General features: G+C 63.2%; 12 protein-coding genes, 1 tRNA gene and 1 riboswitch. Of the genes, 9 read left to right on the top strand and 4 right to left on the bottom strand.

Annotated features, from left to right (window positions below):
- Nucleotides 1–14: 14 nt before the first annotated feature.
- Both secA and GLS_RS13585 read right to left on the bottom strand, forming a co-directional pair.
- Nucleotides 15–2,780: a preprotein translocase subunit SecA gene (gene secA, locus GLS_RS09060; RefSeq protein ID WP_041111977.1), complete on the bottom strand. Its 2,766-nt coding sequence runs from the start codon at nt 2,778–2,780 to the stop codon at nt 15–17.
- Nucleotides 2,781–2,947: 167 nt separating this feature from the next.
- Nucleotides 2,948–3,070 (bottom strand): hypothetical protein, encoded by a 123-nt coding sequence (locus GLS_RS13585; protein ID WP_264357999.1) that lies wholly within the window; start codon nt 3,068–3,070, stop codon nt 2,948–2,950.
- Between the two features lie 46 nt (nt 3,071–3,116).
- Between GLS_RS13585 and GLS_RS09055 the strand changes: the two genes are divergently transcribed.
- The 5 genes from GLS_RS09055 to GLS_RS09035 all read left to right on the top strand — a co-directional run bounded on the left by GLS_RS09055 (nt 3,117) and on the right by GLS_RS09035 (nt 8,033).
- Nucleotides 3,117–4,043 (top strand): peptidylprolyl isomerase, encoded by a 927-nt coding sequence (locus tag GLS_RS09055; RefSeq protein WP_011253199.1) that lies wholly within the window; start codon nt 3,117–3,119, stop codon nt 4,041–4,043.
- Nucleotides 4,044–4,047: 4 nt separating this feature from the next.
- Nucleotides 4,048–5,283 (top strand): bifunctional glutamate N-acetyltransferase/amino-acid acetyltransferase ArgJ, encoded by a 1,236-nt coding sequence (gene argJ, locus GLS_RS09050; RefSeq protein ID WP_041111976.1) that lies wholly within the window; start codon nt 4,048–4,050, stop codon nt 5,281–5,283.
- A 98-nt stretch (nt 5,284–5,381) separates the two neighbouring features.
- Nucleotides 5,382–6,611, top strand: a complete 1,230-nt coding sequence (locus tag GLS_RS09045) for an NAD(P)/FAD-dependent oxidoreductase (RefSeq protein WP_041111975.1) — start codon at nt 5,382–5,384, stop codon at nt 6,609–6,611.
- A gap of 80 nt (nt 6,612–6,691) precedes the next feature.
- Entirely contained in the window at nt 6,692–7,441 is a 750-nt protein-coding gene (locus GLS_RS09040; RefSeq protein WP_041111974.1) for a 2OG-Fe dioxygenase family protein, read from the top strand.
- Nucleotides 7,442–7,493: 52 nt separating this feature from the next.
- On the top strand, nt 7,494–8,033 hold the full coding sequence (locus GLS_RS09035) for a hypothetical protein (RefSeq protein ID WP_052327648.1): 540 nt from the start codon (nt 7,494–7,496) through the stop codon (nt 8,031–8,033).
- 22 nt (nt 8,034–8,055) lie between these two features.
- Here the strand turns inward: GLS_RS09035 and GLS_RS09030 are convergent.
- Nucleotides 8,056–8,129 (bottom strand) — tRNA-Gly (locus GLS_RS09030).
- A 109-nt stretch (nt 8,130–8,238) separates the two neighbouring features.
- Nucleotides 8,239–8,318: riboswitch (SAM riboswitch) on the top strand.
- A 72-nt stretch (nt 8,319–8,390) separates the two neighbouring features.
- Between GLS_RS09030 and metZ the strand changes: the two genes are divergently transcribed.
- From metZ to GLS_RS09010, 4 genes are all read left to right on the top strand, one after another.
- Nucleotides 8,391–9,584, top strand: coding sequence for an O-succinylhomoserine sulfhydrylase (metZ, locus tag GLS_RS09025; protein WP_193363806.1), 1,194 nt, complete (start codon nt 8,391–8,393; stop codon nt 9,582–9,584).
- 41 nt (nt 9,585–9,625) lie between these two features.
- Nucleotides 9,626–10,099: a Co2+/Mg2+ efflux protein ApaG gene (apaG, locus tag GLS_RS09020; RefSeq protein WP_041111971.1), complete on the top strand. Its 474-nt coding sequence runs from the start codon at nt 9,626–9,628 to the stop codon at nt 10,097–10,099.
- 84 nt (nt 10,100–10,183) lie between these two features.
- The gene (locus GLS_RS09015) at nt 10,184–11,350 is read left to right on the top strand and encodes a bifunctional 2-C-methyl-D-erythritol 4-phosphate cytidylyltransferase/2-C-methyl-D-erythritol 2,4-cyclodiphosphate synthase (protein ID WP_041112817.1); all 1,167 of its coding nucleotides are present in this window, start codon (nt 10,184–10,186) and stop codon (nt 11,348–11,350) included.
- Between the two features lie 34 nt (nt 11,351–11,384).
- Nucleotides 11,385–11,819 carry a lysozyme inhibitor LprI family protein gene (locus GLS_RS09010; RefSeq protein ID WP_041111970.1) on the top strand — a complete coding sequence of 145 codons (435 nt, stop codon included), beginning with the start codon at nt 11,385–11,387 and terminating at the stop codon, nt 11,817–11,819.
- Nucleotides 11,820–11,903: 84 nt separating this feature from the next.
- Here the strand turns inward: GLS_RS09010 and GLS_RS13580 are convergent, their stop codons facing one another.
- The gene (locus tag GLS_RS13580) at nt 11,904–12,035 is read right to left on the bottom strand and encodes a hypothetical protein (RefSeq protein ID WP_255314061.1); all 132 of its coding nucleotides are present in this window, start codon (nt 12,033–12,035) and stop codon (nt 11,904–11,906) included.
- Between the last annotated feature and the right edge of the window lie 59 nt (nt 12,036–12,094).

The raw sequence follows: 12,094 nt of genomic DNA, 5'->3' as shown, positions 1-12,094 counted from the left end.
GTCGTGTCAGAGGCTCAGGCGAGCCTGCCATGACAGTGTTTGAACTTCAGACCCGATCCGCACGGGCAAAGCGCATTGCGGGGCGTTTCCGCATACCAGCGCTGAAGCGTCGCCGCATCAGGCTCCGCACCCGTCGGAACGGGCTGCGGACGTGGCGGCATCGGAGCAGCGGACGGGAAACCCGCCATCGGCTGCGGCGCCGGAATATCGCCCCCCGTCGTTCCTTGCGCGAACAGTCCCGCAGGTTCCTCGGACGGACCGGACGTTTCAGTGTTGATAACCGGGAACGGCGGCGGCTCGGACACGGCCTGGATGCGGCACATCGTTTCCGTCACGCGGATACGCATGTCATCCAGCATCGCCGTGAACATCTGGAAGGCTTCCTGCTTGTACTCGTTCAGCGGATCACGCTGACCATAAGCTCGCAGACCAATGCCCTGACGAAGCTGGTCCAGCCCGTGCAGATGCTCTTTCCACACCGCATCGAACGTCGTCAGCACGACCTGCTTCTCGATCAGACGCATCAGCTCGGGGCCCATATTGGCGGTCCGTGCTGCCTGCGCCTTCGCGGCTTCCGCCTCGATCCGCTCGATCACGCCTTCGGAATCCATCCCGTCTTCCTTCGCCCAGTCCGCAATCGGCAGATCCAGGTTCAGGATGCGGGAGACTTCCTTCGTCAGCCCTTCCGTATCCCAGGCCTCGGCAAAGGATTTTTCAGGAATATGTGCATGCACCAGATCCTCGATCGTGTGCTCGCGCAGCTCGGCGATCACGCCCGACAGGTCATCCGTCGCCATGTATTCCCGGCGCTGGGCATAAACCTCCTTGCGCTGGTCATTCATGACGTCGTCATATTTGAGCGTGTTCTTGCGCATGTCGAAGTTGCGCGCCTCGACCCGCTTCTGCGCCTTTTCCAGAGCCTTGTTCAGCCAGGGATGAACAATCGCCTCACCTTCCTTGAGCCCCATTTTCTGCATCATCGCGCCCATGCGGTCGCTGGCGAAAATACGGATCAGATCGTCTTCAAGCGACAGGAAGAACCGCGAATTGCCCGGATCACCCTGACGACCCGAACGGCCACGCAGCTGGTTGTCCACGCGGCGGCTCTCATGCCGCTCGGTGCCGATCACATACAGACCGCCCGCCTTGTGAACTTCCTCGTGATGCTCTTCGACGATCGCGCGGATGTTCTGCTCGACGGATTCACGCTGCGCCTCATCCTCGACGCCTTCGGTGCTGGCCTTGACCAGCATCTCGATATTGCCGCCGAGCTTGATGTCGGTGCCGCGGCCCGCCATGTTCGTGGCGATCGTAATAGCGCCCGGCGCACCCGCCTGCGCCACGATGATCGCTTCCTTCTCATGCTGGCGCGCATTCAGGACGTTATGCGGAATGCCGCGCTGCGTCAGGATATGCGAGAGATATTCGCTCTTCTCGATCGACGTCGTGCCCACGAGGATGGGCTGGCCGGTTTCATGGATTTCCTTGATCAGATCGGCCACGGCGCTGAACTTCTCGGCCGCCGTCAGATAGACCTCGTCATCCGTATCGATCCGCCTGACCGGCAGGTTCGTCGGGATTTCCACCACATCGAGGTGATAGATCTCCGCGAACTCGTCAGCCTCGGTCATGGCCGTACCGGTCATGCCGGACAGCTTCGGGTAGAGACGGAAATAGTTCTGGAACGTGATGGAAGCGAGCGTCTGGTTCTCCTGCTGGATCTCCACATGCTCCTTGGCTTCCAGCGCCTGGTGCAGACCATCCGAATACCGGCGACCGTCCATCATGCGGCCCGTGAACTCGTCAATGATGACGACCTTGCCGTCACGCACGATATAATCCACGTCCCGCGTGAACAGCGTATGCGCCCGCAGGGACTGCTGGACGTGGTGAACCACCGCGACATTATGAATGTCGTACAGGCCGCCGTCCTGAAGCACGCCCGCTTCGGCGAGCAGTTCCTCGACCCGGTGCGAGCCGTGTTCGGTCAGCGTGACGGACCGCAGCTTCTCGTCCTTGTCGTAGACATCCGGCTCCTGAACCAGCTTCACGACCACATCATCGACAGAGCGATAGAGATCGGAGCTGTCATCTGCCGGACCGGAGATAATGAGCGGGGTCCGCGCCTCGTCGATCAGGATGCTGTCCACCTCATCCACGATCGCGTGGTTGAACGGACGCTGCACCATGTCGGCGAGCGAATATTTCATGTTGTCGCGCAGATAGTCGAAGCCGAACTCGTTGTTCGTGCCGTAGGTGATGTCCGCAGCATAAGCCTCGCGACGCTCCCCGTCCGACAGGTTCGGGACGATCACACCGGTCGTCAGCCCGAGGAAGCTGTAGAGGATGGACATCTCTTCCGCGTCACGCCGCGCAAGATAGTCGTTCACCGTGACGACATGCACGCCCTTGCCACTCAGCGCGTTCAGATAGACCGCCAGAGTCGCCACAAGGGTCTTGCCCTCACCGGTGCGCATCTCGGCAATCCGCCCCGCATGCAGGACCATGCCGCCGATCAGCTGCACATCAAAGTGACGCTTACCCAGAACACGGCGCGACGCTTCACGGCAGACCGCAAAGGCTTCCGGTAGCAGACCGTCGAGGGTTTCGCCCTTTTCCAGCCGCTCCTTGAACTCGGTCGTCTTATGCCGGAGCTGCTCGTCAGACAGGGCCTGGACCGCAGGCTCCAGTGCATTGATCTCGGGCACACGGCGCTGATACGCCTTGAGCGTGCGATCGTTGGCAGAACCGAAAAGGGCGCGGGCGAGGCGTGCGAACATGCTGAACCTTGAGATGCCGAAGGCCCGAAGCGCCAGCTCTTTCCACTACCGGAAAGACCCGCCACACCGTGCCGTCAGGATTTTCACGTCTGCTGGAGATAGGACCCGGGCCGCAAAGGGTCAATGGAGAGGCCGCCCAGAACCCCGATGAAATGTTCCCATTGTCATCACAGTGTCACATCCACGACCGGCCCCACACCCCGCGCGACACCCGCCTGCAGCGTGTGTGAAGGGTGCGTGAAGGAATGGTAACGGACCGCACCCTTGCAGGGCGGACCAGCCTTTGTCATGGTGCAGGCCATCCTTTTTCCAGGTTACATCCGAGGTAGTCCCCACATGCGGCTTTCCCGCTCCACTTTCGCTCTCGCCGCCCTTCTGGCCGGCACGTCGGTCGCAGCATCGACGGCTTTCGCCGCTCCCGCAGCAGCCCCTGCCGCCGCAGCACCCGCAGCCGCTCCGGCCGCTGCCCCCAACCCCGACATGCTGATCGCCACCGTCAACGGTGCGAAGATCACACTGGGCGACGTGCAGCGCGCAGCGGGCAACCTCCCGCCGCAGGCCCGCCAGATCCAGCCGTCCGTCCTGGTTCCCCTGATCGTCAACCAGCTCGTTGACCAGAAGGCCGTGCAGTTCGCCGCCGAGAAGGAAGGCCTGAACCACAAGCCGGACGTAAAGGCTGCCATGGATGCCGCTGCCGCAAACGCGCTGCAGAACGCCTATCTCGAAGAGAAGGTCGGCCCGCTGGTCACCGATTCCGCAATGCATGACTTCTACCAGTCGCATTACGCGAACAAGAAGCCGGAAGAAGAGATCCACGCCCGCCACATCCTCGTGGACAGCGAAGCCCAGGCCAAGGACATCATTGCCCAGCTCGGCAAGGGCGCTGATTTCGGCAAGCTTGCTGCCCAGCTTTCCAAGGACAAGGGTTCCGCCGGTGCGAACGGTGGCGATCTCGGCTGGTTCAAGAAGGAAGACATGCTGCCGGCTTTCTCCGCAGCTGCTTTCGCCATGAAGCCGAACACGATCTCCCAGACCCCGGTTCACACCCAGTATGGCTGGCACGTGATCCAGGTCCTCGCGACCCGTACGGCCCCGATCCCGACCTTCGACCAGGTCCACGACCAGGTCCGTCAGGAGCTGATCCGCGACAAGGTGCGTGACATCGTTCAGGCTGCTGAATCCCAGGTGAAGGTCGTTCACTACGACGCACAGGGCAAGGCGATCCCGAATGCAGCTCCGGCTGCCGCACCAGCAAAGAAGTAAGTCCATGGCAAAGCCGCTCCCCGTCTCTCCGCTCGCGCGTCCTCTTCCGGACCTTGCAACGATTGCGGGCGTGCGGCTTTCCGCCGTCGCCGCGGGCATCCGCTATCAGGGCCGTACGGACCTGATGCTCGCGGAATTCGTCCCCGGCACGGTGGCGGCAGGCGTCTATACGAAGAACGCCTGCCCCGGCGCCCCGGTCCTGTGGTGCCGTGAAGCCCTGACCACCCCCTATGCCCGCGCCCTGCTCGTCAATGCAGGCAACGCGAACGTCTTTACCGGCCGCGCCGGAATCCAGGCCTGCGAAGACTGCGCGGACGCCACCGCACAGCTTCTCGACTGCCCCTCGCAGGACGTCTTTCTCGCTTCCACGGGCGTGATTGGCGAAAAACTGCCGCAGGATCGCATCATCGCCGCCCTTCCTGCCGCCAGGGCCGGACTGGAAGAGAACGGCTGGGCCGATGCCGCCCGCGCCATCATGACGACGGACACCTTCCCCAAGGCCGCCCGTCGCGATGTGAAAATCAACGGCACCCCCGTCCGCATCCAGGGCATCGCCAAAGGATCGGGCATGGTCGCCCCCGACATGGCCACGATGCTCGCCTATGTCGCAACCGACGCCAAACTGCCGCAGAACGTGCTGCAGTCCCTGCTGGCCTCCGGCTGCGCCCAGAGCTTCAATTCCATTACCGTCGATTCGGACACGTCCACTTCGGACATGCTGATGATTTTCGCGACCGGACTGGCCGACAATCCGGAAGTCGACGACGTCAACGACCCCGCTCTCGCCGAGTTTACCCTTGCGCTGAACGATCTCCTGCTGGAACTCGCGCTGATGGTGGTCCGCGATGGCGAAGGTGCGACAAAGCTTGTCCGTATCGCCGTCACCGGAGCGGATTCCAACCTCTCCGCCCACCGCATCGCGCTGTGTATCGCCAACTCCCCCCTCGTCAAAACCGCCATTGCAGGCGAGGACGCCAACTGGGGCCGCGTGGTCATGGCGGTGGGAAAAAGCGGTGAACCCGCAGACCGCGACCGCCTCTCCGTCGCCATCGGCGGCACGTGGATCGCGAAAGACGGCGGTGTCGTCGAGAATTACGATGAAGCCCCGGTCGTCGCCCACATGAAGGGTCAGGAGATCGAAATTGCCGTCGATCTCGGCCTGGGTGACGGACAGGCCCGTGTCTGGACCTGCGATCTGACGCATGGCTACATCGACATCAACGGCTCCTACCGCAGCTGACCGTCCCAACACGTCAGCGAGAGCGGGGCTTGTGCGTCCCCGCCTCTGCCGTTAGCAAAATCCGGGTGCCGTTTCGCACTTGATATGAGGAAAAATCCATGTCTGCTGGAGCTCGCGTGCTTGTTCTTGGCGGTGGCGTTGGGGGGCTTGAAGCCGCTGCAGCGCTGGGCCGTCGCCAGAACATCTCCCTGACACTCGTTGACCGCAGCCCCGTCCATTACTGGAAGCCGGCTCTGCACGAATTCGCTGCGGGCACCATGCAGCATCAGGGGAACTGCATCCCCTTCAAAGACACGGCCGCAAAGTTCGGCTTCACCTTCGTCCAGGGCAGCCCCGTCGCCGTCAACCGCGAGAACAAGACCGTCTCGCTCGATACCGGCGCGACACTGCCTTACGATTATCTGGTGGTCGCTCTCGGCTCGCGTGCGAATGACTTCGGCATTCCCGGCATCGTCGATCACTGCATGTTCATCGACAGCCTGAACGACGCTGACGCCCTCTTCGCCACATTCCGCGAAGCCGTGCAGAAAGCCCGCGCCGCTGGCGAGAAGCTCTCGGTCGGCATCGTCGGCGGTGGCGCAACCGGCGTTCAGCTGATTGCCGAACTGTGCAAGTCCATCGATGACGCCCGCGGTCTGGGACCGGCTGTTCGCAAATCCCTGCTGAACGCCGTCCTGATCGAGACCGGCCCGCGCATCCTGCCGGCCTTCCCCGAAGCTGTCTCCACTGCCGCCACGCAGCAGCTCGAAAAGCTCGGCATCTCCGTGCGGACCGAAGCCATGGTGGTCGGCGCGGACGAGACCGGCTTCAGCCTCAAAACCGGCGAGCACATCCCCGCCAGCCTCCGCGTCTGGGCCGCCGGCGTGCGCGCCTCGGATGCCACGAACCTGCTCGAAGGTCTGGAACGCGGACGCTCCGGCCAGCTTGGCGTGACCACCACGCTTCAGACCACGCAGGACCCGGCCGTTTTCGCGATCGGCGACTGCGCCCGCATCGACGCAGCCCCGATCGCGCCGACAGCTCAGGCCGCCCGTCAGGAAGGCCAGTATCTCGGCCGTGCCCTGCCGGAAATCATCGCCGGCAGGACCCCTGCCCCGTTCGCCTATAACGACCGCGGCGCTGTCGTGGCCCTGGGGGACTACAATGGCTGGGGCATGCTGGACGCCAAGCGCAGCTTCGGCGGGGGTCTGCTGTCGGGTCTGGCCGCGCGTCTGATCCATGAGGGACTGTACCGCCAGCACCTCGCAGGCATCCTCGGCGTGGCCCCCACGGCCTGCAGCACGCTCCGCGAACATCTTTCGCCGGTCAAACCTGATCTGGGCGCCTGAAATCCCTTTTCAGAAGCCCGTCAAAGAGGGAATGTGGGACGCAGCCTCATCCAACCCTGCGTCCCCTGGTCCGAGAACTCATGAGCCCAACCGATCTCTCCCCGCCCTTTGACAAGGCTCTGATCCGCATCGAAGACGTGCTGCTGGAAAAAGGGTTTTCCTTCCTGCAGGCCGACGTCACGCGTCCTCTGCTGGAGCATGAAGGCCTGACGGACTGGCAGGGTTTTGCCGAGAGCTGGAATCATCTGGGTCTTGACCGCTACATGGCGGATGGCGGCCGTTACCGCCGCCGCCGTTATGCGACCTTCGCCGTCTCGGGCGACACCATCACCCGCAAAAAACACCAGCCCCATTACCAGAGCCGGGATTACAACCTGCTCAATGGCGGCATCGAGCGCTGGTTTCCGGCCGTAACGGACGCCATCGCCACCCATCCCGCCATGACCGCCGCCATCCGCACCGTCAGCCGGATCGCGGATGCCCTGACGCCACCGAAGGAAAAACCCCCGGTCTGGCATGTCGAGGTGCATCAGTTCCGCATCGAGGCCCGTCCGGGCAATGAAGGCCACCCCACACCCGAGGGCCTGCATCGCGATGGCGTGGACTGGGTTCTCGTGCTGATGGTCGCCCGCCACAACGTCGAACAGGGCGTCACCACGATCCACGGCATGCGCAAGGACCCGCTCGGCTCCTTCACGCTCACCAACCCACTGGACGCTGCCATCGTGGACGATCACCGCGTCTATCACGGCGTCACGGCCGTCCAGCCGGTCGATCCGTCACAACCCGCCTATCGGGACGTGCTGGTGGTGACGCTGCGTCACGAATGACACCCGAAGCTTCACAGATGTTCTTCTTCAATTTCGTGTTATGACAGGTCTCATGTCGATCCAGCAGATTCTTTCCCGCCCCGCGGCGGTTCTGGCCCTGTCCTTCATGCTCCCCGGAGCCCTGTCCTGTGCGGATGCCGCGACAGGCAAGACCCGCCATCACACGCGGCATACGACGCAGTCGGCCAATGCCGGTGCGGCTCCCGTCATCCTCACGGCCCATCCGGGCACGAAACTGGATGAAGACGCCCGCAAACTGAACGAAGACGATCTTCAGGACGCGGCCAAACACCATGACCAACCGGTCGTGCTCGTCGGCTCCGCCCCGCTGTCTTCGGGCAAGAATGACGAGGCCCTGTTCGTACAGCTCCAGTCCGCGCGCCTCTGCGGTTCCGCAGGCTGCACGACCTCCGTCTATCTGAAGCACAATGACACCTGGAACACGGTCCTGGACTCCGTGAACGGCGATATTTCCGTCCTGCCCACGCGCCACAAGGGTATGCATGACCTGCTGGTCAGCCCGAACGACCGCTGGGTCTGGAACGGCAAGGAATATCAGGACACGCTCAGCGCACCCCCGATGCCCAAATAACCACTGATTTTTCAGGAAAGTCTGGAGCGGGCGAGGGGAATCGAACCCCCGTATGCAGCTTGGGAAGCTGCCGTTCTACCATTGAACTACGCCCGCTTACGACCCCGATCATAACCGCTCTGCGGTCCCTCCGCAATCCGCCTTCAAGGTGTTGACGCAAAACCGAAATACGGCTCATAGTCCTGCCTGTCAGAAACGTCATGGCGTGCCTGACCCTCGTGATTTGAGCGGCCGGCTTGCGGCGAGGCTAAAGAACTGCGCTAAAGAGGCCCTGCGTCGTTATCGAACGATTTCCAGGACTTCCACGGCCCGCCACATGCGCCCTGCACAACAGGACGTTTTATGGAGGGACACATCATGTCTTCAGAAAACTGGCGCACAGCCACCCGTCTCCTGCACGAAGCCCCGAACCGCACCGAGTTCGGCGAAACGTCCGAGGCACTCTTCCTGACATCCGGCTTCGTCTATGACAGCGCCGAACAGGCCGCCGCCACCTTCACGGGCGACGTCCAGCACTTCCAGTATTCCCGCTTCGGCAACCCGACCGTGGACACGCTTCAGGAGCGCCTCGCCCTTCTCGAAGGTGCCGAAGCCTGCGTTGCCACAGCGACCGGCATGGGCGCCGTCTCCTCGGCCATCCTGTCGACTGTAAAGGCCGGCGACCGCGTCGTCGCCTCCCGCGCTATTTTCGGCTCCTGCTACTGGATCGTGACCAATCTCCTGCCCCGCTACGGTATCGAGACCGAACTGGTGGACGGCACGGATTACGACGCCTGGGAGCGCGCACTGTCCAAGCCGACCGCCGCCGTGCTGATCGAAAGCCCGTCCAATCCGATGCTCGATGTCCTCGACATCGCTCGCGTTGCCGAGCTGACGCACAAGGCCGGCGGCCTGCTGATCGTGGACAACGTCTTCGCAACGCCGCTCGGCCAGTCCCCGCTCAAACTCGGCGCGGACGTGATCGTCTATTCCTGTACGAAACATATCGACGGTCAGGGCCGTGTCCTCGGCGGTGCGGTGCTCGGCTCCAGTAAGTGGATCACCGAGACGCTCCAGCCCTTCACCCGCAACACCGGCAACGCCCTGTCGCCATTCAACGCCTGGGTCCTGCTCAAGGGTCTGGAAACGCTCCAGCTCCGCACGGATGCCATGGCCCGCAACGCCGCCGCCGTAGCCGATGCACTGGCCGAACTGCCGGGAATCGTTCAGGTCCGCTATCCGGGCCGCGCCGATCACCCGCAGCATGAACTGGCCAAAACCCAGATGAACAATGGCGGTTCCATGGTCGCGTTCGTCGTGGACAAGGGCCGTGAGGGCGCATTTGCCTTCATGAATGCCTTCAAGGTTATCGCGATTTCCAATAATCTCGGCGACGCCCGCAGCCTGGCCACCCACCCCGCCACGACGACCCACATGCGCGTCAGCGAGGAGGAGCGTGCCCGTCTCGGCATCACGGACGGCGCCATCCGCCTCTCCGTCGGTCTGGAAGATCCGGCAGACCTGATCGATGATCTCAAGCGTGGTGCGACGGCCGTCGCGGCCCTCGCATAAGTTTTCCTGACAAATCCCCGGGATGGCTTTACAATGGCGTCATGCCTGACAAGTCATCCCACCCCCATCTGCACGCCGATCCCGAGACGGCACTCGCCGAAGCCATGGAAAGTGCCCCCCGCTTCAGCGAAACCACGGACGACGTGACGGTCACGGTCCGGACCTTCTGGCTGGACGACCAGTCTCATCCCGAAGACCATCAATACGCCTGGGCCTATCACATCAGCATCGAGAACGAGCGGAAAGACACGTTCCAGCTTCTCTCCCGCTCCTGGGAAATCGTGGACGGCCTTGGACGGAAAGAACATGTCCACGGCGATGGCGTTGTCGGCGAACAGCCGGTGATCGGCCCGCAGGAACAGTTCGACTATACGTCCGGCGCCATGCTCACGACGCCGACCGGCTTCATGCGCGGCACCTACCACATGGTCGAGCCCCGCTCGGGCCACCGCTTCGACGTCAGCATCCCGGTCTTCAGCCTCGACAGCCCCCACGACAGCACACTGGTGCACTGACCGGCCGTGGGTGGGCCGCATGGACAGGTAGAGGAACAGTCACACAAGCTTGACGTTCCCGCCATCCCGGCCCATTCCTCCCCCATGCGTATCGCTGCCCTTCTTCTTGCTGCCGGTCGTGGCCGGCGCTTTGACGCCTCCTCGCAGAGCGGGGACAATTCTTCCAAGCAGTTCCGGATGCTGCGGGGCAAACCCGTCATCCGCCGCGCTGCCGAAGCCCTCCTGCCGCATGTGGACGTGCTCCTGCCGGTCGGGGATGATCCCCTGCTGGCCGACAGCCTCGAAGGACTGGACATCCTGCCCCCCGTCAGCGGTGGCGCGGAACGCCATGACAGCGTGCGCAACGGCCTCGAAGCCCTCGCCAAACTGCCCGAACCGCCTGATCTGGTGCTGGTCCATGACGGTGCCCGCCCCTGCGTCCCGGCCGAAGTGGTGCAGAACGTCATCAACGCGCTGAAAACCCATGAGGGCGTGATCCCGGCCGTCGCCGTCATCGACACGATCAAGAAGGCCAAAGACGGCATCATCGTTGATACCGTCCCGCGTGACGGGCTGTGGCGCGCCCAGACCCCGCAGGGTTTCCGTTTCGGCACCCTGCTCGAACTTCACCGCACCCAGCGCGATGCCCGCACTGATGATGCCGCCCTGCTTGAACAGGCTGGCCATCCGGTCGCAATCGTCGAAGGGTCGGAAGACAATATCAAACTGACTGTTGCGGAGGACCTGATGCGTCTTGAAGGTGTGATTGACCGGAACCTGCTGCCCCGCGTCGGACTGGGCTATGACGTCCATGCCTTCGAGGAAGGCCGCAAGCTGATCCTGTGCGGCATTGAGGTGCCCCATACGAAGGGCCTCGCCGGACATTCCGACGCCGATGTCGGCATCCACACGCTGTGCGACGCCATCTACGGCGCGCTGGCCGAAGGCGATATCGGCCGCCATTTCCCGCCGTCCGACAACGAATGGAAGGACATGGATTCGGCCCGCTTCCTCGTCCATGCCGGTGAGCGCATCCGCGAGCGCGGCGGCTTCCTCGTGAACGCCGACGTCACGCTGATCTGCGAACGCCCCAAGATCGGCCCGCACGCCGAAGCCATGCGCAACCGCCTCGCCGAGCTTCTCAAGGTTAGCGTCAGCCGCATCTCGGTCAAGGCCACGACTTCCGAGCGTCTGGGCTTCACCGGCCGTGAAGAAGGGATTGCCGCCACCGCCACAGTGAGCATTATGGTTCCCGATAACGGAGAAGCCTGACCTTCGTTTCACTGTCCATATCCGGAGCATCGCCATGAGGATCCGCCACCTGCCCGTCTGTTGCGTCACGGCCCTGCTGCTGGCCCAGCCGGCACTGGCGGCCCCGGTCTGCTCCGGCAAAACGACGCCAGAAATCCAGTCCTGCTTCAGCTCCCGCCTGTCCCAGGCCGAGCTGCAACTGAAGCGATACACGGAAGCGGCGCTGCGGCGGATGCAGGGCCCGGGCATCGCAGCCCGGACACAGGCGGATTTCCGCAAAGGCGAATCAGCCTGGAGGGCTTTCCGTGAGGCAGAGTGCAAGGCCGTCGCAGGCCGCTGGTCAGACGGAACGATCAGGACATCCATGGAACTGTCCTGCCGCCTGAAACTCACGGAAGAGCGGACCTACGAACTCTGGCAGAACTGGCTGACTGCTCCGGACCGGGCAACCCCGATCCTTCCCCAACCCACAGTCAGCCCACAGAATTGAACGCTCCGGCCCTGGCACCATGAAAAAGCCCGGCGCTCCTGAAAGGGAGGCCGGGCTTTTTTCATACCTAGATTGTGCAGTGGCTCAGCCGTGAATAGCGCAGACGACCACGATCAGCGGTGTCGCGGCCAGAAAGAGCCACGCTCCGATGGAGCAGGTTTTCACGACACGGGTACCCATGTGGCGCAGCAGGGGCCTACGAACGGATACGGACATATCTTCCTCGAATCTCACAGTGTTCGACAGATCCGGAGATAGCGCCCGATCCCCGGCCG

Origin of the sequence: Gluconobacter oxydans DSM 3504 (genome assembly GCF_000583855.1) — a bacterium.
Lineage (GTDB): Bacteria > Pseudomonadota > Alphaproteobacteria > Acetobacterales > Acetobacteraceae > Gluconobacter > Gluconobacter oxydans.
The sequence above is the reverse complement of the archived record's forward strand: the minus strand, read 5'-3'. Positions and strand labels throughout refer to the sequence as shown.

What these genes read in the sequence shown, in the direction of transcription:
- GLS_RS09055 (WP_011253199.1), top strand. Translation starts at nt 3,117, where the DNA reads ATGCGGCTTTCCCGCTCCACTTTCGCTCTCGCCGCCCTTCTGGCCGGC.
- GLS_RS09015 (WP_041112817.1), top strand. Translation starts at nt 10,184, where the DNA reads ATGCGTATCGCTGCCCTTCTTCTTGCTGCCGGTCGTGGCCGGCGCTTT.
- GLS_RS09035 (WP_052327648.1), top strand. Translation starts at nt 7,494, where the DNA reads ATGTCGATCCAGCAGATTCTTTCCCGCCCCGCGGCGGTTCTGGCCCTG.
- GLS_RS09040 (WP_041111974.1), top strand. Translation starts at nt 6,692, where the DNA reads ATGAGCCCAACCGATCTCTCCCCGCCCTTTGACAAGGCTCTGATCCGC.
- GLS_RS13580 (WP_255314061.1), bottom strand. Translation starts at nt 12,035, where the DNA reads ATGTCCGTATCCGTTCGTAGGCCCCTGCTGCGCCACATGGGTACCCGT.
- GLS_RS09010 (WP_041111970.1), top strand. Translation starts at nt 11,385, where the DNA reads ATGAGGATCCGCCACCTGCCCGTCTGTTGCGTCACGGCCCTGCTGCTG.
- GLS_RS13585 (WP_264357999.1), bottom strand. Translation starts at nt 3,070, where the DNA reads ATGACAAAGGCTGGTCCGCCCTGCAAGGGTGCGGTCCGTTACCATTCC.
- secA (WP_041111977.1), bottom strand. Translation starts at nt 2,780, where the DNA reads ATGTTCGCACGCCTCGCCCGCGCCCTTTTCGGTTCTGCCAACGATCGC.
- apaG (WP_041111971.1), top strand. Translation starts at nt 9,626, where the DNA reads ATGCCTGACAAGTCATCCCACCCCCATCTGCACGCCGATCCCGAGACG.
- argJ (WP_041111976.1), top strand. Translation starts at nt 4,048, where the DNA reads ATGGCAAAGCCGCTCCCCGTCTCTCCGCTCGCGCGTCCTCTTCCGGAC.
- metZ (WP_193363806.1), top strand. Translation starts at nt 8,391, where the DNA reads ATGTCTTCAGAAAACTGGCGCACAGCCACCCGTCTCCTGCACGAAGCC.
- GLS_RS09045 (WP_041111975.1), top strand. Translation starts at nt 5,382, where the DNA reads ATGTCTGCTGGAGCTCGCGTGCTTGTTCTTGGCGGTGGCGTTGGGGGG.